This window comes from Streptomyces sp. NPDC088197, assembly GCF_044741185.1.
Classification (GTDB): Bacteria; Actinomycetota; Actinomycetes; order Streptomycetales; family Streptomycetaceae; genus Actinacidiphila.
In genome coordinates, this window is sequence record NZ_JBIUSD010000016.1 from 42,292 (window position 1) to 63,212 (window position 20,921).

19 protein-coding genes are annotated in these 20,921 nt (G+C 72.7%); 4 read left to right on the forward strand and 15 right to left on the reverse strand.

Going from position 1 to position 20,921, the window contains the following annotated elements; genetic code table 11:
* Window positions 1-18 precede the first annotated feature (18 nt).
* From ACIOC1_RS29460 to ACIOC1_RS29470, 3 genes are all read right to left on the reverse strand, one after another.
* The gene (locus ACIOC1_RS29460) at window positions 19-1,212 is read right to left on the reverse strand and encodes a dipeptidase (RefSeq protein ID WP_401856956.1); all 1,194 of its coding nucleotides are present in this window, start codon (window positions 1,210-1,212) and stop codon (window positions 19-21) included.
* 112 nt (window positions 1,213-1,324) lie between these two features.
* On the reverse strand, window positions 1,325-1,864 hold the full coding sequence (purE, locus tag ACIOC1_RS29465) for a 5-(carboxyamino)imidazole ribonucleotide mutase (RefSeq protein ID WP_355347013.1): 540 nt from the start codon (window positions 1,862-1,864) through the stop codon (window positions 1,325-1,327).
* Window positions 1,857-2,990 carry a 5-(carboxyamino)imidazole ribonucleotide synthase gene (locus ACIOC1_RS29470; protein WP_391051693.1) on the reverse strand — a complete coding sequence of 378 codons (1,134 nt, stop codon included), beginning with the start codon at window positions 2,988-2,990 and terminating at the stop codon, window positions 1,857-1,859. The genes purE and ACIOC1_RS29470 overlap by 8 nt, the downstream gene beginning before the upstream one ends.
* A 290-nt stretch (window positions 2,991-3,280) precedes the next feature.
* Between ACIOC1_RS29470 and ACIOC1_RS29475 the strand changes: the two genes are divergently transcribed.
* Window positions 3,281-3,847, forward strand: a complete 567-nt coding sequence (locus ACIOC1_RS29475) for a GtrA family protein (protein ID WP_355347007.1) — start codon at window positions 3,281-3,283, stop codon at window positions 3,845-3,847.
* 53 nt (window positions 3,848-3,900) lie between these two features.
* Here the strand turns inward: ACIOC1_RS29475 and ACIOC1_RS29480 are convergent, their stop codons facing one another.
* Window positions 3,901-5,169 carry an ATP-binding protein gene (locus tag ACIOC1_RS29480; RefSeq protein WP_355347004.1) on the reverse strand — a complete coding sequence of 423 codons (1,269 nt, stop codon included), beginning with the start codon at window positions 5,167-5,169 and terminating at the stop codon, window positions 3,901-3,903.
* 12 nt (window positions 5,170-5,181) lie between these two features.
* The gene (locus ACIOC1_RS29485) at window positions 5,182-5,856 is read right to left on the reverse strand and encodes a response regulator transcription factor (protein WP_188285980.1); all 675 of its coding nucleotides are present in this window, start codon (window positions 5,854-5,856) and stop codon (window positions 5,182-5,184) included.
* A gap of 242 nt (window positions 5,857-6,098) precedes the next feature.
* On the opposite strand from ACIOC1_RS29485, the gene ACIOC1_RS29490 reads away from it, so the two are divergent.
* Both ACIOC1_RS29490 and ACIOC1_RS29495 read left to right on the forward strand, forming a co-directional pair.
* A complete protein-coding gene (locus ACIOC1_RS29490) occupies window positions 6,099-7,220 on the forward strand; it encodes a helix-turn-helix domain-containing protein (RefSeq protein WP_401856959.1) in 1,122 nt (373 codons plus the stop codon).
* Window positions 7,217-7,768 carry a hypothetical protein gene (locus tag ACIOC1_RS29495; RefSeq protein WP_391051538.1) on the forward strand — a complete coding sequence of 184 codons (552 nt, stop codon included), beginning with the start codon at window positions 7,217-7,219 and terminating at the stop codon, window positions 7,766-7,768. Before ACIOC1_RS29490 ends, ACIOC1_RS29495 begins: the two co-directional genes overlap by 4 nt.
* Window positions 7,769-8,047: 279 nt before the next feature.
* Here ACIOC1_RS29495 and ACIOC1_RS29500 read toward each other — a convergent pair whose 3' ends face one another.
* The 7 genes from ACIOC1_RS29500 to ACIOC1_RS29530 all read right to left on the reverse strand — a co-directional run bounded on the left by ACIOC1_RS29500 (window position 8,048) and on the right by ACIOC1_RS29530 (window position 15,808).
* Complete coding sequence (locus ACIOC1_RS29500; protein WP_401856961.1) at window positions 8,048-9,439, reverse strand: hypothetical protein; 1,392 nt, start codon at window positions 9,437-9,439, stop codon at window positions 8,048-8,050.
* The gene (locus tag ACIOC1_RS29505; protein ID WP_401857046.1) at window positions 9,436-10,638 is read right to left on the reverse strand and encodes a hypothetical protein; all 1,203 of its coding nucleotides are present in this window, start codon (window positions 10,636-10,638) and stop codon (window positions 9,436-9,438) included. Before ACIOC1_RS29505 ends, ACIOC1_RS29500 begins: the two co-directional genes overlap by 4 nt.
* A 100-nt stretch (window positions 10,639-10,738) precedes the next feature.
* Window positions 10,739-12,031, reverse strand: coding sequence for a WxL protein peptidoglycan domain-containing protein (locus ACIOC1_RS29510; RefSeq protein ID WP_401856963.1), 1,293 nt, complete (start codon window positions 12,029-12,031; stop codon window positions 10,739-10,741).
* 144 nt (window positions 12,032-12,175) lie between these two features.
* Window positions 12,176-13,537 carry a beta-xylosidase gene (locus ACIOC1_RS29515; protein WP_401856965.1) on the reverse strand — a complete coding sequence of 454 codons (1,362 nt, stop codon included), beginning with the start codon at window positions 13,535-13,537 and terminating at the stop codon, window positions 12,176-12,178.
* A gap of 126 nt (window positions 13,538-13,663) precedes the next feature.
* Complete coding sequence (locus tag ACIOC1_RS29520; RefSeq protein ID WP_391162263.1) at window positions 13,664-14,407, reverse strand: peptidase; 744 nt, start codon at window positions 14,405-14,407, stop codon at window positions 13,664-13,666.
* Between the two features lie 387 nt (window positions 14,408-14,794).
* Entirely contained in the window at window positions 14,795-15,298 is a 504-nt protein-coding gene (locus ACIOC1_RS29525; protein WP_355346989.1) for an ATP-binding protein, read from the reverse strand.
* Window positions 15,299-15,439: 141 nt separating this feature from the next.
* Window positions 15,440-15,808, reverse strand: a complete 369-nt coding sequence (locus ACIOC1_RS29530) for an STAS domain-containing protein (protein WP_355346986.1) — start codon at window positions 15,806-15,808, stop codon at window positions 15,440-15,442.
* 229 nt (window positions 15,809-16,037) lie between these two features.
* Here ACIOC1_RS29530 and ACIOC1_RS29535 point away from each other — a divergent pair, with 229 nt between their 5' ends.
* Window positions 16,038-16,889 carry an RNA polymerase sigma factor SigF gene (locus ACIOC1_RS29535; protein WP_401856968.1) on the forward strand — a complete coding sequence of 284 codons (852 nt, stop codon included), beginning with the start codon at window positions 16,038-16,040 and terminating at the stop codon, window positions 16,887-16,889.
* Window positions 16,890-16,996: 107 nt separating this feature from the next.
* Here the strand turns inward: ACIOC1_RS29535 and hutI are convergent, their stop codons facing one another.
* From hutI to ACIOC1_RS29550, 3 genes are all read right to left on the reverse strand, one after another.
* Window positions 16,997-18,226: an imidazolonepropionase gene (gene hutI, locus ACIOC1_RS29540; protein WP_401856970.1), complete on the reverse strand. Its 1,230-nt coding sequence runs from the start codon at window positions 18,224-18,226 to the stop codon at window positions 16,997-16,999.
* A gap of 122 nt (window positions 18,227-18,348) precedes the next feature.
* A complete protein-coding gene (locus ACIOC1_RS29545; RefSeq protein ID WP_355346977.1) occupies window positions 18,349-19,689 on the reverse strand; it encodes a formimidoylglutamate deiminase in 1,341 nt (446 codons plus the stop codon).
* Window positions 19,680-20,876, reverse strand: a complete 1,197-nt coding sequence (locus ACIOC1_RS29550; RefSeq protein ID WP_401856972.1) for an allantoate amidohydrolase — start codon at window positions 20,874-20,876, stop codon at window positions 19,680-19,682. Before ACIOC1_RS29550 ends, ACIOC1_RS29545 begins: the two co-directional genes overlap by 10 nt.
* Window positions 20,877-20,921 lie beyond the last annotated feature (45 nt).

Consider the following 20,921-nt stretch of genomic DNA (forward strand, 5'->3'; position numbering starts at 1 on the left):
GCCTTCGCCTCCACGGGGTCAGGCGCGCGGGCCGTCCAGGGCCGCGATCGTCGCCGTCGAGGGGCCGCGCCGGGCGCGGATCGCCGCGGCGGCCGACTCGGCCTCGCGCAGCACCCGTACCGCGTTCTGCCAGGTCAGCTTGGCGATGTCCGGGTCGGACCAGCCGCGGGTGAGCAGTTCGGCGATCAGGTGCGGGTAGCCGGAGACGTCGGCGAGGCCGTCGGGGGTGAAGGCCGTGCCGTCGTAGTCGCCGCCGATGCCGATGTGGTCGACGCCCGCGACGGCCCGCATGTGGTCGAGGTGGTCGGCGACGGTGGCCGCCGTGGCGGCCGGGCGCGGGTGGGCGGCCTCGTACGCGCGCTGCACGGCCATGCCGTCCGGGGTGGTGTCGAGGTGGTGCAGGCCGTGGGCGCGCATGTTCTCGTCGGCCGCCGCGGTCCACTCGATGGCGGCGGGCAGGATGAACTTGGGCACGAAGGTCGCCATCGCGACACCGCCGTTGGCGGGCAGCGCGGCCAGGACGTCGTCGGGGATGTTGCGCACGTGGTCGCAGACGGCGCGGGACGAGGAGTGCGAGAAGAGCACCGGGGCCTCGGCGACCCGCAGCGCGGCGCGCATGGTGTCGGGCGAGACGTGGGAGAGGTCCACCAGCATCCCGAGCCGGTTCATCTCGCGCACGACCTCCTCGCCGAAGGCGGTGAGACCGCCCGCGACGGGCTTGTCGGTCGCCGAGTCCGCCCACGGTGTGTTGTCGTTGTGCGTGAGCGTCATGTAGCGGACGCCGAGGTCGTACAGGCCGCGCAGCGTCCCCAGCGAGCAGTCGATGGAGTGGCCGCCCTCGGCGCCCATCAGGGAGGCGATCCTGCCCTCGGTACGGGCGGTCTCCATGTCGTCGGCGGTCAGCGCGAGCCGCAGGTCGGCCGGGTAGCGGTCGGCCAACCGCCGTACGACGTCGATCTGTTCGAGCGTCGCGGTGACAGCCTCGCCGCCGGTCAGCTCCACCGACACGTACACCGACCAGAACTGCGCGCCGACGCCGCCCGCCCGCAGCCGCGGGATGTCGGTGTGCAGCCGGTCGCTCTGGTCGGCGGCGATGTCGAGCCGGTCGAGGTCGTACGCCACCTGTTCGCGCAGCGCCCACGGCAGGTCGTTGTGCCCGTCCACCACGGGGTGGGCGGCGAGCAGTTCGCGGGCGTGCGTCAGGTGGTCCACGTCGTACCTCCGGGTGGGGAGCGGGTGTTGGCGTCGGCGGCCGGGAGCCGAGGGCGGCGGCCCTTGCGGGCCTTGCGGGGCTACGGGCCTACGGGCTTACGCGCCTTGCGGGTCAGAAGCCGAAGCCGCCCGCGCCCTTCGCCTTCGCGCGCAGCCGCTTGCCCTTCTCCGTCGCCTGCTCGTTGAGCGACTGCTGGAACTCCCGCATCCGGGTGAGGAGTTCGGGGTCGTGGGCGGCGAGGATGCGGATGGCGAGCAGCCCGGCGTTGCGGGCGCCCGCGACCGAGACGGTGGCGACCGGGACGCCCGCGGGCATCTGGACGATGGACAGCAGCGAGTCCATGCCGTCGAGGTACTTCAGCGGCACGGGCACGCCGATGACCGGCAGCGGGGTGACGGAGGCGAGCATGCCGGGCAGGTGGGCGGCGCCGCCCGCGCCCGCGATGATGGTCTTCAGGCCGCGGCCGTCGGCCTGCTCGCCGTACGCGATCATCTCGTGCGGCATGCGGTGCGCGGAGACCACGTCGACCTCGTAGGGCACCTCGAACTCGTCGAGGATCTGCGCGGCGGCCTCCATGACCTCCCAGTCGGAGTCCGAGCCCATCACGACGCCGACCAGCGGGCTCCCGGCGGAAGCGGCGGGGTTACTCATCGATCGTTCCTCGCAGATAGTCGGCCGCGTGCCGGGCGCGCTCGCGCACGTCCGCCAGGTCGTCGCCGTAGGTGTTGACGTGGCCGACCTTACGGCCGGGCTTCACGTCCTTGCCGTACATGTGGATCTTCAGACCCGGGTCGCGGGCCATGCAGTGCAGGTAGGCCGCGTACATGTCGGGGAAGTCGCCGCCGAGCACGTTGGCCATGACCGTCCAGCGGGCGCGCGGGCGCGGGTCGCCGAGCGGCAGGTCGAGGACGGCGCGCAGGTGGTTGGCGAACTGCGAGGTGACGGCGCCGTCCATGGTCCAGTGGCCGCTGTTGTGCGGGCGCATCGCCAGCTCGTTCACCAGGATGGCGGAGCTGCCGTCGGCCGCGCGGGTCTCGAACAGCTCCACGGCGAGGTGGCCGACCACGCCCAGCTCGCGCGCGACGGTCAGCGCGAGCTGCTGGGCCCGCGCGGACAGGGCGTCGGACAGGCCGGGCGCGGGCGCGATCACGGTGTCGCACACCCCGTCGACCTGGACGGACTCCACGACCGGGTACGCGACGGCCTGGCCGTGCGGCGACCTGACGACATTGGCGGCCAGCTCCCGTACGAAGTCCACCTTCTCCTCGGCGAGCACCGGGACGCCCGCGCGGAAGGGCTCGGCGGCGTCGGCCTCGGAGCGGGCGATCCACACGCCCTTGCCGTCGTAGCCGCCGCGCACGGTCTTCAGGACCACGGGGTAGCCCCCGGCCTGCTCCTCGGCGAACCGGGTGACGTCGGCGGGGTCGGTGACGATGCGGTTGACCGGGCAGGGCACGCCGATCTCGGCGAGGCGGGCGCGCATGACGCCCTTGTCCTGGGCGTGCACCAGCGCGTCGGGCCCCGGGCGTACGACGACGCCGTCCGCCTCCAGGGCGCGCAGGTGCTCGGCCGGTACGTGCTCGTGGTCAAAGGTCAGCACGTCGCACCCCTGGGCGAAGGCCCGCAGGGTCGCGAGGTCCCGGTAGTCACCCACGGTCACGTCGGCGACCACCTGGGCCGCCGAGTCCTGAGGGGTGTCGCTGAGAATCCTGAACCTGACGCCGAGCGGGATGCCCGCCTCGTGGGTCATGCGGGCGAGCTGGCCGCCGCCGATCATGCCGACTACCGGGAATGTCACGTTTTTTCCTGCCGGAGGTGCGCGGGCTGGTACTCGTAGGGGGTGCCACCAGGGTATCCGCCACGCGGGGACACGAATGACCGGCTCCGATCGACGTAGCTCCGTACGGCACGGTTAACATGTGGTGGAGACAACACGGAGACACGGGGCGACACGCAGGGGCACCGACCGTGCCCCCTCGGCACCCGGTTTCTCAGCGGATTCCACCCCGTTCCCACCCATGACGGCACCCGCCCCCCACCTTCCACAGACAGGGCCGAGCGATCACCATGAGCGGACTGCGAGAGCTGCGTTCCCGACTGCGGCTGTTGTACCGCGAGATCGCGAAGTTCGGGGTCGTCGGCGCCGCCGGTGTGCTGGTCAACATCGGGGTGTTCAACCTGGTGCGGCACAGCACCGAGCTCCAGACCGTACGGGCCAGCATCCTGGCGACCGTGGTGTCCATCGCCTTCAACTACGTGGGCTTCCGGTACTTCACCTACCGTGACCGCGACAAGGCGGGCCGCACGAAGGAGCTCAGCCTCTTTCTCTTCTTCAGCGCCATCGGCCTGGTGATCGAGAACGGCGTGCTCTACACGGCGGTGTACGGCTTCGGCTGGGACAGCTCGCTCCAGGCCAACATCTTCAAATTCGTCGGCATCGGCGTGGCCACGCTCTTCCGCTTCTGGTCCTACCGGACCTGGGTCTTCCGGGCGCTCCCCGCGCGCGAGGCCGTGGAGCAGGCCGAGGCGTTCCTGGCCGACGGCAAGGGGCCGAAGGCGTCCGGTGCGACCGCCAGCGCCGCTGTCAGGGCCCGGCAGGCCGCGGCGGCCAGGGAAGACGACCGCTTCAACTGAGCGGCTTCTCTTCCGGCCGCCTCAGCTCACGGCGTCCTCAGCTCACGGCGTCCTCAGCTCACGACGTCCGCGCGGGGCGGCGGTGACGGGATCTCGCGGGACAGGAAGAGCGCGAAGACCGGGGGCCGCTGCTGGAGCAGTTCCAGCCGTCCGCCGTCCGCCTCCGCCAGGTCGCGGGCGACCGCGAGGCCGAGCCCGGTGGAGTTGCGCCCGCTGACCGTCCGCTCGAAGACCCGCCCGCCGAGGTCCGGCGGCACGCCCTGCCCGTCGTCGGTGACCTCCACGACGGCCTGGTTGCCGGTGACGCGGGTGTGCAGGGTGACGGTGCCCGCGCCGTGCATCAGCGAGTTCTCGATCAGCGTGGCGAGCACCTGCGCGACCGCGCCGGGGGTGCCGACCGCGCGCAGCCCCCGGGTGCCGGAGCGCGCGATGGTCCGGTTCTCGTTCTGGTACGCGGGCCGCCACTCCTCGACCTGCTGCTTGATCACCTCGTCGAGGTCGAAGTCGACGGCGGAGCCGCTGCGCGGGTCGCGGGCGTTGGTCAGCAGCCGCTGCACGACGTCGGTGAGCCGCTCGACCTGGCCGAGCGCGATCGTCGCCTCCTCCTTGACCGCCTCCTGGTCGTCGGCGGTCGCCACGATCTCCTCCAGCCGCATGGACAGCGCGGTCAGCGGCGTACGGAGCTGGTGGGAGGCGTCGGCCGCGAGCCGTCGTTCCGCGGTGAGCATGCGGCCGATCCGGTCGGCGCTGGCGTCCAGGACGTCGGCGATCCGGTCCAGTTCCGGGACGCCGTAGCGGCGGTGCCGGGGGCGCGGGTCGCCGGAGCCGAGCCGCTCGGCGGTCTCGGCGAGATCGGTGAGCGGGCTGACCAGCCGGCGGGCCTGGAGGACGGCCAGTATCACGGCGGCCAGCACCGCGAGCAGCGCGACCGCCAGGATCACCAGCAGGGTGCGGCCGATCTCCTGGCTGACCTTGGAGCGCGGCTCCTCGACCAGCACCTTCTCGCCGTGGCCGCCGGACTGCCGGGACGCCAGCACCCGCCCCTTGGGCTTGTCGCCGAGCGTCACCTCGGGGTGGCCGGACACCTGCACCACCGCGTAACGGTCGGCGGCGATCTGCCGGTCCAGGCCCTTGGCGGTGATGCTCTCCCCCGCCAGGATGCGGTTCTCCACGATGCCGACCAGGCGCACCGCCTCGGAGTCCACGCTCTCCTGGGCGCTGCTCTCGATCGTCCGGGTCTCCACGATGACCAGGGAGATCCCGAAGACGGCGATCACGACGAGCACCACGGCCAGCGTGGAGGAGATCAGACGGCGGCGCATGGAGCCAGCGTGTCAGTTCTTCTCGAACCGGAAGCCGACGCCGCGCACGGTGGAGATGTAGCGGGGGCTGGCCGCGTCGTCGCCGAGCTTCTTGCGCAGCCACGAGATGTGCATGTCCAGCGTCTTGGTCGAGGACCACCAGGTGGTGTCCCAGACCTCGCGCATGAGCTGCTCCCGCGTGACGACCCGGCCCGCGTCGCGTACGAGCACACGCAGCAGGTCGAACTCCTTGGCGGTGAGCTGGAGCTCGTCGTCGCCCATCCACGCCCGGTGCGACTCGACGTCGATCCGGACGCCGTGGGTGGCGGGCTGGGTGGACTCGGTGGTGCCGCGGCGCAGCAGCGCCCGCACCCGGGCCAGCAGCTCCGCCAGGCGGAACGGCTTGGTGACGTAGTCGTCCGCGCCGGCGTCCAGGCCGACGACGGTGTCGACCTCGTCGGCCCGCGCGGTGAGGACCAGCACCGGGAAGGTGTGTCCCTCGGTACGGATCCTGCGGCACACATCGAGGCCGTCCATGCCGGGCAGGCCCAGGTCGAGCACCACCAGATCGACGGCGCCGAGCAGTGCCGTCTCCAGAGCGGTGGGTCCGTCCTCGCGCACCTCGACCTCGTAGCCCTCTCGGCGCAGTGCGCGCGCGAGCGGTTCCGAGATGGATGCGTCGTCCTCGGCGAGAAGTACGCGGGTCATGGGCTTGATGGTAGTCCGCACCGGGCGCCGGGGAGGCGGTGGTACGAAGAGCCGCCCCACGCCACCCGCCGCGCCCCCTGCGGCGGCCGGATTCCGGGGGCCGCAGGAGGGTTTACGACGAGGGACGAAGACGGCAGAGGAACGCGCGAGCGGGACCACCTCACATTGGAAACGGCCGGCGCTCCCGGCCGGTGGGCCTCGCCCGCTGGTTTCAGCCCTTCGCGTTGTGCGATATTGGAACAATGGATGAGTGGACGTGGGCCGACGTAGGCGCGAGAGTCGCAGAGGCACGGTCCGTCCGTGGCTTCAGCCAGGAACAACTGGCGGAGACCACCGGCATGGACCGGTCCGCCATCGCGAAGATCGAAGTCGGCGGGAGAAAGCTGAACTCGCTTGAACTGGCGGCCATCGGTACCGCGCTGGACCGGCCCCTGTCATGGTTCGTCACTCCACCCGCGCCGGTCGTGGCCAGCAGGCGTGCCCAGCCGACGCAGCGGGACGACAGAGCAGGCGAGTACGAACTGGAGGACTGTCTGCGTGATCTGCGTACGCTGGTCGACGCCGCGGCCCTCGGGACGGCCAGCCGCGGTGGACCGGTCGCTCCCTTCACCGCCGACGACGCCCCGGCCGTCCTCGCGGCCGCGAGCGATGCCCGGTCCCGGCTGGGAGCAGACCCCGGCAAGCCGCTTTTGAACCTGGCCAACTGTGTGGAGCGGACAGGTCTTTACGCCTGGTCCACCCCGATCGGGCCGCAGGGGGTCGATGGGTGCTACGCGGCCCTGGGCGACCTCGGAGTCGCCGTCATCAACAGCACCCTGGACGCGGGCCGACGACGCAGCACCCTGGCCCATGAATTCGGGCACCACATCCTCGCCGACGCCTACTCCGCCGACTGGGGCGTCGACACCAGCGACCACGAACGTGCCATCGACGCTTTCGCCGCAGCCCTCCTTTTCCCGCCTGGTGCCACCGACCGCTACCGGCAACTGCGCGAGGAGCACAGACTGCGTCCGGCCGTCATCGTCCTGGCAGCCGAGTACCGGGTGAGTTGGTCCGTGGCCCTGCGCCAACTGCGCGGCTACGAAGCGATCGACAGCGACGAGTACCGCAGCCTCGATCGAAGCTCACCCACGCGCGCCGACTACATGGAGGCGGGGATACAGGTCGTGGAAGAACTGCCCGAGGGCCATGTGCCCACCGGTGTCAGAGCGGCAGCCGTGCACGCCTACCGGACTTACAAGATCTCCGCCACCCGCTCCCTTGAGATCATCCGGGACAAGCAACTGCACAGGGAAGACCTCGGCCAGCCCCACCCGGTTCCGCTGGAGGCGCTGCGCGGGGAAGTCGGGGCCTTCCTGCCATGACGGACACGAGCCTGGTGTTCGACAGCTCGCCGCTGAACTATTTCGCCCGTTCCGGTCAACTGGAGGTGCTGGCGAAACTCGTCGAAGGCCGAACCTGCCTGCTGACCAACGCCGTCGCGCACGAGATCCGGCGCGGAGCCGCCCGCCACAGCCGTCTGCACCTGGTGGGAGCCCAGGTGTGGCTGACCGAATCCAACGACGACTCGCTGGAATTCCTCGCATTGTTCAGTGCGTTCCACAACCGTCTCGGTGGCGGCACGGGAGACACCAAGGACCTTGGTGAAGCAGCCACTCTCGCTTACGCCCAACTACACGGGTGCACCGCCGTCATCGACGACCGGGCCGGTCGGAACGTCGCGATCGCCCATGGGGTACCGGTTTCGACTACGCTCCAACTGATCTGCCACGGCCTGCGCGGCGGCCTCCTCACGGAGCACCAAGCCTGCGCGGTCGTCGACGCGTTACGGGACGCGGAGGCGTTTCTGCCGTGCGACGGCTCGGACTTCATCGAGTGGGCCAGAGCCGAAGGACTGCTTGATCCCACCTGACCGGGACGAAAACTCCAGCGGGCGCTCCCGCGGAACCTCGCTTGACGGGCAGTCACAACCGAATCGGCCGGATTGTTCGACGCCCTGTCCGCACAGTCGTGTTCCCAACTGTCCGAGCACCGCCTGCGACACACTCGCCGCTGAAGCCGTACTCGACGGCGCGCTCACACAGCCGCGCGTAGCGCCGGTCCGGGGTTCACGTCGGCCGACGCTACGTGGTCCCGCGGGCCGCGACAACAGCCCGTCGCCCGGCTGATGTCGCGGGCCGTCCTGCGCGGGTCAGCGGCGGAGGAAGCGGCGCCAGGGGGTGAAGGTGAGGACGGCGGCGCCGAGGAGGAGGGCGGTGGCGGCGACGTAACCGAGGGCGCGGAGGGGGCCGTTGGCGTCGGAGCCGGTGGCGGCGAGGTCGCCGCCCGTGGTGGAGCCGGTGGTGGAGCCGGTCGTGCTCGAACCGCCGGTCGTGGAGCCGGTGGTGCCGCCGGTGGTCGTGGAGCCGGTCGTGCCGCCGCCGGGGGCGGCGGTGGTGTCGAGGGTGAGGGAGACCGGGGCGGCCTTCGTGGGCGTGCAGGTGGCGACGGCGGTGCCGCCGCCGGTGAGTTTGATGACGAGAGTGCCGGGGCTCAGCCCGACCTTGCCGGTTTTGCCGGGCACGAAGCGGCCCTTGATGTCGTCGATGGTGATGGGCGCGTTCTGGGCGAAGGCGGTGCTGTTCGGGGAGCCGGTGAGGGTGAGGGAGCCGGTCTGGGCACCGCTGAGCAGCACGGTGATACTCGGTGTGATCATGCCCTTGCTGATCGGACTCGGGCTGTCCATCACGCTGTTGCCGAACTTCACGGTGAGGTCGTAGCCGGAGGACGCCTTCGCCGCGTCGATCTCGACCTTCGAGGTGGCCGACTTGTCACCGATCAGCGTCTTGCAGGCGTACGGCACGTCCACGGACGTCCCCTTGAACGAGGTGCTGCCCGTCCCGCCGCCTGTCCCGCCGGACGTGCCTCCGGACGTGCCGCCGGACGTGCCGCCGGACGTGCCCCCGGTGGTCGTACCGCCCGAGGTTGTCGTGCCGCCCGTCGTCGTACCGCCCGAGGTCGTCGTGCCGCCCGTGGTCGTACCGCCGGAAGTCGCGTCCCCCTCCGTCACCTTGATCGTGGTGGCGACCGGCACGGCGGCCGTGGGGGTGCAGACGGTGTCGGTGGAGATCGGGTAGCTGACGTTGATGGTGTAGGCGCCCGGGGAGAGGGTGATGTCACCGGCCTTGGTGAGCTTGAGGGTGCCGGTCATGTCGGAGAGCTTCATTTCGCTGTTCTTGGGGATGGCCGGATTCCGGCGCGGGCCCTGGACGTCGAGGGTGCCGGTCTGGGCGCCGCCGAGTGTGACCTTGCCGGACGGCTGCACCTTGTCGGCGGGCAGGTCGATGATGTCGGGGTTCTTGGAGGCGGCCTGGACGGTCTTCCAGGTGACGGTGACCGTGTCGCCGACCTTGGCGGTGGCGGGCGCGGTGATGTCGGCCTTGGTGGTGCCGTCGATGGGGCCGAGTCCTGACGCGGCCGGGGGCACGCACCTGGTCGCGAAGTCGGATTCCGCGGCGTGCGCGGCCCCCGCGGTCATCAGCACCGATCCGCCGCCGAGCAGCAGGGCGGCCACGGCCGCGGACGCGCTTCGTCGTATGGTCACGGGCTTCCTTTCGAAGGGGGGCTCGGGGCGGGGCTCTCGTCGGCTCCGGGTCCGGACCCGGGCCCGGAGCCGGACCCGGGCCCGGAGCCGGACCCGGAGCCGGAGCCGGACCCGGAGTCGGAGTCGGAGGAGCGCGGCGGCACGGAGCCGCGCAGGGCGGGCAGGGCGCCGTGGGTGAACCAGGGCAGCGGGCCCGCGTCCGGCGCGTACGAGGGCCGCGGGGGTGCGGAGGCCGGTGGCGGCGGTCCGGGCGGCGCGTGGCGTCCGCGCGGGACGGCGGCCTTCAGCGGCAGGTGGGCCAGTACGGTCGCCGGGTGCCACGCGGGCCGCCCGCCGGGCACGGCGGCCACCGCGCCGGGCCTGAGCCGGTCGACCGCCAGCATCCCGAGCCGGAAGACGGCGGCCGGGACGACCAGGAAGAGCAGGATCCAGAAGAGGGTGACGCCCCACGGCCGCCCGACCGACCACGCCTCGGTGACCAGCACCTTTCCGCCGTAGCGCAGCTGTACGGTGTACGCGCCGTGCGCGCCGGAGCCCAGCTCCACCGGGAAGCCGATCCGCTGTTTGCCGCCTGGCGCGACCGTGCCGTGCCACTGCTGGCGGTCCCACTGGGGTGCGTAGACGCCGTGCGAGGCGCCGATGTCGAAGGCCGGGTCCTTGACAGCGCCCGAGCCCAGATTGCCGACGGTGAACACGAGCGTGCGGTGCGCGGGCGCGCCGAACCAGGTGAGCAGTCCGCCGCCGCCGCGCAGCCGCGCGGTCAGTACGGCGAGCCTGCCGGTGCCGGTCCGCGCGGGCAGCGGCGCGGTGGGGTGTCCTGTGACCGTGAACGGCGCGTCCACGGTGAGCTGTTCACCGGTCACCGTGGACACGTGGATGACGCAGGGGCACGGCTTCGGCGGCGCCACGACCGGCAGCCCACGGCTGAACTTCCCCGCCGCGTCGGTGGTGACGGCCCGGCCGGAGGCGTTGGCGCAGGAGTTGGTGCCGCCGATCGCGTCCTGGCCGCAGAGCAGGATGGCCAGCAGGGTGCCGGGTTTCCAGCCCGCGCCGACCACGGTGACGTCGCCGCCGGGGCGGGCCGCGCCGGGGTGCGCCACGACGGTCGGCGCCGTGGCGGCGGCGGGCGCGCGGAGCACGGCGGAGTCGGCGGGCGCGCCGAGCGCTGCCGGTGCCGCGACGGCCGAACCGGCCGTCAGGACAAGGGCGGTGAGGAAGGCGAGGACCGGCCGCCGGAGCCGTGCCCGCCGCCCGAGGCCCAACCGCCGTCCCAGGAGCCCGCTTCGCGTCGCCCGCACGTCAGCTCCCGCCCGTCGGCGCGCCGATGACGGCGGTGCCGGGCCCGGAGTCCGCACCCGTATCCGCACCTGAGGCGGTGTCCCCGCCCGTGCCCGCACGCGGACCGGGGCCCGTGTACGTATCCGAAGCGTCCGGCACCGCGTCCGGCCCTGCGCCAGATGCCGCCGCCTCAGCGGCTTCCGCCGCCGGGTGCCGCGACCGCCGGCGGCGTACGTACCAGACGGCCGACACCGCGAGTCCGGCCAGGACGAGCGCCACCGCGAGCCAGGGTGCGACGAGGTACGAGGCGGTGCCGCGCTCGTCGACGCCGCCGGTCGCGGTGCTGACGGTCAGCCGGACCGAGACGCGGTCGAAGGCCGGGGCGTCCGCCCACTTCTCGGTGAGGCTGACCTGCTGTCCCGGCAGGAGTTCGAGGGGCAGGTCGCGGGCCGGGCGGTTGAGCAGGGTGCGGCCGAACAGGCCGGTGGCCTTGACGGCCAGGCGCGGCGAGAGGGTGACATTGCCGCGGTTGACCAGCGTGTAGTGGATGGTGGCGGCCGTGCTGCCGGTGCCGGGAAGCAGCGGGTCGCCGTGGCTGACGGTGAGGTGTTCGACGGAGAGCGCGGCCAGGCTCGGCCCGCCGACCCGCAGGTAGACGCGCGCGCCGACCGCCCGGCGCACGCCGACCGCGACCTTGCCCGAGCCCTCGTCGGTCCGGGTGTCCAGGGCGACGATCGCGCCGGGGTGGTCGCCGGGCGAGGCGTTGGCCGGGACGGCGAGGGTGAACGGGATGTCGGCGCGGGTGCGCGGCGGCACGGTCAGCGTGGTCTTGGCGAGCCGGATCCAGGTGCCGACGTCGCGGTTGGTCTCGTCGGGGCCCCGGACGGCGAAGCCGCCGTCGCGCGGGGTGTTGTACGCGTCGGCGCCGTAGAGCCTGAAGGTCATCGGCGCGGTGGAGAGGTTGGAGACCGACACCTTGTCCTTGACGGTGGTGCCGGGGTCGGCCTGGAGGGTGAAGAACTGCCGTTCCTGGCCGGTGGCACTGGGGTCGGCGGCGCCCGCGGCGGGGGCGGGGAAGACCGACCAGCGCCCGTTGTCGGCGGCGCCGGCCGGTCCCGCCGCCGGACCGAGGAGAGCGGCGAGGCCGACCGCCACGACGGCCCCGGTCGCGGTGAGCGCGCGCAGGCCCGTGGCCGCCGCGGACCGTGCCCGCGCCCGCGCCCGTCCGCGAGGAAGTACGCCCGGAGGTGTCCCCGCGGGTGTCCCCGCAGGTGTGCCCGCGAGCACGTCCGGAAGCGGCGGACGGGGCCGCACGCGTATCCGCGTACGCGTCCGCGCGTCGGCCCCGACCCGGGCGGCCCGCGGGCGGGACCGGGACGGCGGCGGTGACCACGACCGTGCTCGCGACCACGACATCCTCGTCAACTCCCTCGGTCGGCAGCAGTATCTGACTGTGCGTCAGGTCAGGGTCAGGGTCAAGACTCCCGAGTAGGTTCCGGCGGGGCTGAACCGCGGAATGTCGAGTGAGAGACCGGCGTCGACGGTGAACTCGCCGCCGGTCGCGGTGGCGTCGGGCGCGGAGGCCAGGGTGGCTCCCGTACTGCCGACGGAACCGGCGCTGCCCGCCACGCAGTTGCTCGGGCTGCCCGTCGCGGTCGCGCAGGCGGGTGTCCAGCCGAGCTTGTCCGCGCCGATCCGCGACCCGTCCGGGCCGGTGAAGTCGCTGACCTTGCCGGTGAGCGACCAGCCGGTGGAGCCGCCGCGGAAGTCCGTGACGGTGACGGTCCTGAGCGCGCCGCTGGACGTGCCGCCCGTGCCGAAGTCGACGGGCGTCATGGTGACCGTGTCACCGGCCTGCGTCATCGACAGCGTGCCCGGGACGACCGACGCCGTGACCTTCTGCGCGCCGGGCGGTACGGGGGTGTTGTCATTGACGGCGTACGCGGCGGGTCCGGCGGCGGTCGCGGGGTCGTACGCGCCGCCCTCGTACGCCACGATCCCGGTGGTCGCGGGGTCGTTGACGGTGAGCGACGCCGTGAAGCCGCCGTAGGAGTCGGCGGTGGCCGTCGTACGGTCGGCCGTCCCGTCGGCGCCGGAGCGGCCCGCGATGGTGACGGTGGCGCCCTCGGTGAAGTGGCTGCCGGTCACCCTCACCGCCGCGCCCGGGTCGCCGGACGCCGAACTCAGCGCGATGGCACGGTTGTTGGTCGGCACCGAGCCGCTCGCCGTGACCGTCTCGGAGACCGGCGCGGGCGGATTCGTCACGGTGCAGACGGTGTCCAGCTCCAGGATGTAGCTGGTGTGGATGGTGTAGTCGCCGGGCGACAGCGTGATCGTGCCCGCCGCGGTGGCGGTGAAGCTGCCGTGCATGACCAGCGCGGGGAAGGCGCCCTTGCCGGGGATCGGCGGGTTGCTCTTGGGGCCGTCCACCGTGACGGCGCCGGTCTGCGCGCCGCCGAGCACCACGACGGCGTGCGGTGTGACCACGTCGGCGGGCAGGGCGATGTCGGTCGGGTTGCTCGCCGCGGCCCGGCTGAGCGTGTAGGTGACGTGGACGGTGTCGCCGACCTTCGGCGTCGCGTCGTCCACGGTGACGGTGGCGGTGGACGTGCCGTCGATGGGCGGCAGCCCGGCGACGGCCGGCGGGACGCAGTGCGTGGCGAAGTCGACCGGGGTGTTGGCGTGCGCCGAGGCGGCGAGCACCGTCCCGCCGCCGACGACGAGCGCCGCCGTACCGACGACCGCCACGAGCCGGCGCGCGACGGTGGCTGGTCTTCGTGGGCCTCGGCGGCCCGGCGCCCTGCGCGAATGAGCGTTCATGTCGTCCCCTTGATCCATATTCATGACGCGGCGTCCCATTTCCCGCGCCGACGGTGGCCATTGAGGCCGGGCGGTCAAGAGAAGTCAATGGAGAGCGCCGACCGTATGTGACGATCCGTCAGGTCGTCAGACGCGGCGCCGGGTGCGGCGGGTCAGCCAGAGCGCGCCACCGGCCCCGAACAGCAGCACCGTGCCGCCGAGGGTGCCGAGGGCGACCACGCCGTCGTCGGAGCCGGTCTGCGCGAGGTTGCCGCTCGAACCCCCGCTCGTACCGCCGGAACCCGACGAGCCGCCGGAGCCCGTCGTACCGCCGGACGCGCTCGACCCGCCGGAACCGCTCGATCCGCCGGAACCGCTCGATCCGCCCGCCGCCTTGACGGTGAGGGTGAGCGACACCCCCGGCTTGGGATCGGCCGTGCAGGTCGTCGTCGTGCCCAGCGCCAGGATGGTCAGCACGCCGGGCGTGAAGGTGACCTTGCCGCTCGCCTTCGGGGTGTACGTGCCCGACAGATCGGTGATCTTGATCGGCGTGTTGGCCGGGATCGGGGCCGGGTTGGACGGTCCCGTCACCGTGAGCGAACCGCTGTCCGCGCCGCCGAGCAGGATCGTCGCGTGCGGGTTCATCGCCCCCTTGCCCAGCTCGATCGGACTGGACGAGACCCCCTTCTGGAAGGTCATCTTCAGGCGGTACGACGAACCGCTGGGCGTGGCCGCGATGTCGATCGGCGAGACCGCGCTCTTGTCGCCGATCGGCGTCTTGCAGTGGTAGTTGACGTTCACCGTGGCCGCCTGCGCGGCTGGGGCGCCGGTCATGACGACCGCCCCCGCCGCTATCCCGGCCACCACGAAACCCGCCCTGGTCCTGCTCATCGGCCCATCTCCCTCCGCCGCCACCCGCACCGGCAGATCTGACGGCACATCAGATTTGGCGTGAGGGTACGCCGGTGAGGTCGGAGAGGGAAGAGAGGCGTCGCACCGACGGAAACCGGGCGCGCGAAGGCGGACCCGCAGGCGCGCGAAGGCGCGCGTGGGCGTACGGGAGCAGGCATGCGTGCGCGTACGGGAGCACGCGTGCGCGGAGGAAGGCGAGCTCGGGCGTACAGACGGCGAGCGCGCGCGTACGGAAGCACGCGTGCGCAGACGGGAACGCGTCAGGGCGGGCGCGTACCGGTGCGGGCGTACGGGCGCGGCCGTACGGAAAGGTCCGCCGCGACCGGGAGAGGTCCGGTCGTGGCCGCCGGGCGGCGGCCGTCGCGGTTACGCCGGTGCGGCCAGTTCCGCCCAGACCGTCTTGCCCGGCCGGTCGGCCTCGCGGATCACGCCCCAGTCGAGGCAGAGCCGCTGCACGATGAACATGCCGTGGCCGCCGGGGCGGCCCGCGCGGTGCGGGGTACGGGGCGACGGCTCGCCGGGGCCGCTGTCGACGACTTCGAGGCGCAGCGACTTGGGGTTGCGGCGCAGCCGCAGCTCGTCGGGGCCGCCCGCGTGCAGGCATGCGTTGGTGACCAGCTCGGAGACGACCAGCAGCACGTCCTCGGCGGCGGCTCTGCGGTCCGCGCTCGCGGCGGGCAGCCAGCCCCAGTCGCGCAGTGCCTGCCGGGTGAAGTCACGGGCGCGCGGAACAATGCCGCTCTCGCCCGACAGCGCCAGCTTCCGCACCGGTTCGTCGGGACCGGCCCGCTCGGGCGCCGACACGTCGGACTCACCCTCGCCCGAATCCGAGCCGCGGTCGTCCGCAGCGTAAGGCCGGGTGGTGCTCATCAGCGCCTCACCTCACGGATGTCCAACAGGTGTCCGTCGGTCTTCTTCCCGGTCGATCTCCGGGAACACGTCTGGGAGCCCACCAAACATCGTCCCGCAGGAAATCGCCACTCACGTCCCATGGCCCCCGTACGCACCCCGCTACTCCTGAAGCGCCTGGTCCAGCGTGGCGTGCACGGTGAAAACCGTGTCCGCCCCGGTGATCTCGAAAACGCGGGCGACCGTCGGCTGCATGGCGGCCAGATGGACGGCCCCCCCGGCGGCGTCCGCCCGCAGTCGCGCGCTCAGCAACACGTTCAGCCCCGTGGAGTCGCAGAACTCCAGGCCCGAGCAGTCGATCACCAGCCGGGTGGTGCCTGCGTCGAGAGCCGCGTCGAGCGGCTCGCTCAGCAGGTCAGCGGTGTGGTGGTCCAACTCGCCCGTGGGGGCGAAGACCGCGGATCGGCCGTGGTGTCCCACCTCGACACGCAGCCTTCCCAGGTCGGCCGTGCCGACCACATCGCGGTCCATGTGCGCTCCTCTGTGCGTCCGTGTTGACACGCCCCCCGACCCTACGCTTTTCGCAGATGGCGCGGTAGTCGGAGGTCGCGGGCCCGGCAGGAACGGTCCCGCGGACCGTACCTCACCCGTTCGAGGGAATTTGCGACCGGCCGGGGAATCGGGGTAGGGGTGGAGATACGGCACCGCTCCATCCATCGCCGCGAGTGGTCGCGAAAGGTCTCAAGAGAGGGAGGAGCACATGACACCCCGGCTGAGCCTGGATCATGCGCACGAGCAGCTCAAGGGCCTTGAGGGACTTCCCGAGATCCCGCCGTACGACCGTATAGGACCGGTCGACGCCCGCGCTCTGTCGAAGACGCTCTTCGCCCGCCTCCAGGCGCTGGAGGAGGGCACCACCGAGTACTCGTATGTCCGCAACACCCTGGTCGAACTCAATCTGGCGCTGGTGAAATTCGCCGCCTCGCGCTTCCGCACCCGCAGCGAGCCGATGGAGGACATCGTCCAGGTCGGCACGATCGGCCTGATCAAGGCGATCGACCGGTTCGAGCTGAGCCGCGGTGTGGAGTTCCCCACGTTCGCGATGCCGACGATCATCGGTGAGATCAAACGTTTCTTCCGTGACACGAGCTGGTCGGTACGGGTGCCGCGGCGGCTCCAGGAGCTGCGGCTCGACCTCGCCAAGGCGGGCGACGAGCTGGCCCAGCAACTGGACCGCTCCCCGACCGTGCGGGAGCTGGCCGAACGCCTCGGCCTGCCCGAGCACGAGATCGTCGAGGGCATGGCGGCGAGCAACGCCTACACCGCCAGTTCGCTGGACGCCCAGCCCGCGGAGGACGACCCGGAGGGCGCGCTGGCCGACCGGATCGGCTACGAGGACCACGACCTCGAGGGCATCGAGTACGTCGAGTCCCTCAAGCCCCTGATCGCCGGGCTCACACCGCGCGACCGCACCATCTTGTCGCTCCGCTTCGTCGCCAATCTCACGCAGTCCGAGATCGGCGAGGAGCTGGGCATCTCGCAGATGCACGTGTCACGGCTGCTGTCGCGCACGCTGGCGCGGCTGCGCCGCGGACTGATGGTCGAGGACTAGGGCCTGTCCGGCGGATCACGAACGGCCCCTTCGCCCCCTGGCACGCCCGCCCGCCGCACAGGCCCTAAGCAGCCTCCCCCGGGCGCTCAGGCGCGCTCCTCGGCGCTTCAGAGGCGCTTCCCGGCCTGCCACACCGCCGCCGTCAGGGGGACTCCCGGGCGGTAGGCGAGGTGGACGTGGCTGGGGGCGTCCAGCAGGTGCAGATCGGCGCGGGCGCCCGGCGCGACCGAGCCGACGTCCGTACGGCGCAGCGCCCGGGCGCCGCCGAGGGTGGCGGCCAGGACGGCCTCGTCGGGCGTCATGCCCATGTCGCGGACCGCGAGGGCCACGCAGAAGGCCATGGAGCTGGTGAAGGACGAGCCCGGGTTGCAGTCCGTGGACAGCGCCACCGTCGCGCCCGCGTCCAGCAGCCGCCGGGCGTCCGGGTAGACGGCCCGGGTGGAGAATTCGGCGCCGGGCAGCAGCGTCGCGACCGTACGCGGCGCGCTGGCGAGCGCGTCCACGTCGGCGTCCGTCAGATGCGTGCAGTGGTCGGCCGAGGCCGCGTCCAGCTCGACGGCGAGGCGCACGCCGGGGCCGTACGAGAGCTGGTTGGCGTGCACGCGCGGGACCAGTCCGCGGGCCGCGCCCGCGGTGAGGACCGCGCGGGCCTGGTCGCCGTCGAAGGCGCCCTCCTCGCAGAAGACGTCGATCCAGCGGGCGTGCGGCGCGCAGGCGTCCAGCATCTCGCCGGTCACCAGGGCGACGTACGCCGCCGGGTCGTCGGCGAACTCCGGGGCGACGACATGGGCGCCCAGGTACGTCACCTCGTCGGTGTGACCGGCCGCGATCCGCAGCGCGCGGGCCTCGTCGTGCGTGGTCAGGCCGTAGCCGGACTTGGTCTCCTGCGTCGTGGTGCCCTGCCGCAGCGCCTCCGCGAGGTAGCGGGCGACGTTCGCCGACAGTTCGTCGTCGGTGGCCGCGCGGGTGGCCGCGACCGTGGTGCGGATGCCGCCCGCGGAGTAGGGGCGGCCCGACATCCGGGCGTGGAATTCGGCGGTCCTGTCGCCCGCGAAGACCAGGTGCGCGTGGGAGTCCACGAAGCCGGGGAGCAGCGCCCGGCCCCCGGCGTCGTGGTGACTGTCAGTGGCGGGTGCTTTGCTGTGGGTACCGGTCCAGACGACGCGGTCGCCCTCGATGACGACGGCGGCGTCCTGGATCAGGCCGAGGGGGTTTTCCGGGGTGCGGAGGGAGGGATCGTTGGTGACCAGACTGCCGATGTTGGTGATGGCCGTGCTGTGCGCCGGGCCGCTCGGGGCGCTGGTCGCCGGGCTGCTGGTCGCCGGGCTGCTGGTCATCGCGCGGGGGTTCTCCTTCGGACGCGGGCACGGGGGCGGGGGCGGTGTGCCGGGGGACGGGCTCGGGCTCGGTGGGCGCCCCGCGAGGGGGTTCGGATTCGGGCTCGGGTTCCGGCTCGGACTCAGCGGGTGGCCGCGATGGCCGCTGCCAGGGCGGCGGGCACGTCCTCGACGAGCTGATGCCGCCCGTCACGGACGATCTGCCGGCCGCCGACCACGGTGGACGTCACATCCGCGCCCGTGGCCGCGAATACGGCGGTCTCCGCGCCCAGCCGGGGCAGGGGTCCGGCGGTGCGGACGGAGTCCAGCGCGATCGTGGTGAAGTCCGCGGCGCAGCCCGGTTCCAGGCGGCCCGCGTCGGGTCGGCCGAGGCTCGCGTGACCGTCCTCGGTGGCGGCGCGCAGCAGTTGGGCCGCGGTCCAGTGGCCGCGGGCGCGGGTGCGCAGCCGTTCGTTCAGCTCCATGGCGCGCGCCTCCTCGAACAGGTCGATGACGGCGTGGCTGTCGCTGCCCAGGCTCAGCGGGCTGCCCGCCGCCTTGAGCCGGGGTGCCGGGCCGATGCCGTCGGCCAGGTCGCGTTCCGTCGTGGGGCACATGCAGACGGTGCTTCCCGCGCGCCCGATCAGGCCGATGTCCTCACCGGTGAGGTGCGTGGCGTGCACGGCGGTGGCGGTCGGCTTCCAGAAGCCGGAGTCCGCGAGCAGCCGGGCCGGGGTGCGGCCGTGCACCGCGACGCACGCCTCGTTCTCCGCGGGCTGCTCGGACAGGTGGATGTGCGTCGGCACGCCGTCGGTCCAGCGGGCGAAGGCCGTGTAGCCGTCGCTCGCGGAGAAGGCCCGCACCGAGTGCAGCGCGGCGCCGATCGTCGCGTGGCCGCCGCCCTTGAGCTGCGACCAGCGCTCGTACCAGCGGTCGGCGGTGCCGTCGCCGAAGCGGGTCTGCGGTCCGGCCAACGGCGCGTAGCCGTTCCGGTTCAGGCCGCCGTGCAGGTAGACGGTGTCGAGCAGCGTGATCCGGATCCCGGCCGCGCCCGCGGCGGCGATCAGGGCCTCTCCCATGGCGTTGGGATTGTCGTACGGGGTGCCGCCCGGCTGGTGGTGCAGGTAGTGGAATTCGCCGACCGCGGTGATCCCGGCCAGCGCCATCTCGGCGTAGACGGCGCGCGCGAGGTCGAAGTACGTGTCGGGGGTGAGCTTCTGCGCGACGCCGTACATGAACTCGCGCCAGGTCCAGAAGGTCCCGGAGCCGACTTGCACGGTGCCGCGCAGGGCCCGGTGGAAGGCGTGGCTGTGGGCGTTGGCCAGGCCGGGCAGGGTCAGGCCGCGCAGGACGGTCGCCCCGGCGGGCGGCGCGTCCACGCCTGTGCTGACCTCGGTGATGCGTTCGTCCGCGACCGTGAGCGCGACGCCCGGCTCGACATGGGTGCCGAGCCAGGCGTGCTCCAGCCAGTACGTCACCTGCACGCGAGACCTTCCAGTACGTCGGCGAGTGCGGTCACACCGGCGACGCAGTCGTCCTCGGCCGCCGATTCGGCCGGGGAGTGCGAGACGCCGGTGGGGTTGCGTACGAACAGCATGGCGGTTGGGACGGTCGCGGACAGGATGCCCGCGTCGTGTCCCGCGCCGGTCGGAAGGACCGGTACGGGCGCGGCGCCGCCGAGCAGCGCGGTGAGGCGGTCGCGCAGGTCGTGGGCGAATTCCACCACCGGGGTGAAGGATTCGCGGACGACCCGCACGTCCACGCCGTCGCGGGCGCCGCGCTCGGTCGCGGCCTGCTCGATGGCGGTGACGACCTCGGCGAGGGTGGCCTCGTCCGCGGCGCGCGAGTCGAGCCAGCCCCGAACGAGTGAGGCGATGGCGTTGACGCCGTTGGGTTCCACGCTGACCTTGCCGAAGGTCGCGAGGGCGCCCGCGAGGCGGGCCTTCTTGCGGGCGGCCAGCACCGTGTTGGCGTAGGTCAGCATCGGGTCGCGGCGGTCCTCCAGGCGGGTGGTGCCCGCGTGGTTGGCCTCGCCGGTGAAGTCGAACCGCCAGCGGCCGTGCGGCCAGATCGCCGAGGCGACGCCGACCGCGTCGCCCGACAGGTCCAGGGCGCGGCCCTGTTCGATGTGGAGTTCCACGAAGGCGCCGATCCGGGCGAGGCGTTCGGCGTCGGGGCCGATCGCCTCCGGGTCCTGGCCCGCCGTCTCCATGGCCCGGGCGAGGCTCACGCCGTCCGCGTCGCGCAGTTCCCTGGCGCGCTCCAGGGTCAACTGGCCCGCGCTCAGCCGGGAACCGGCGCAGGCGACGCCGAAGCGGGCGCCTTCCTCGTCGGTGAAGTTGACCAGGGCCAGGGGGCGGGTGGGGGTCGCGCCGCGGGCGCGGAATTCGTCGAGGGCGGCGAAGGAGGAGATGACGCCGAGCGGGCCGTCGAAGGGGCCGCCGTCGGGGACAGAGTCCAGGTGGGAGCCGGTGACGACGGCGTCGCCCGCCGTCGGGTCGCCCTGCCAGGCCCACTGGTTGCCGTTGCGGTCGACCTCGTAGGTCAGGGCGCGGGACTCCGCTTGGGCGCGGAACCAGGCGCGGCAGTCGGTGTCCGCCGGGGTCCAGGCGTAGCGGCGGTAGCCGCCGGTTCCGGTGTCCCGGCCGACCGGGAGGAGGTCGCGCCACATCGCGTGGAAGGACGCGCCCGCGGCGGGCTGTTTCGCCCCTGAGCC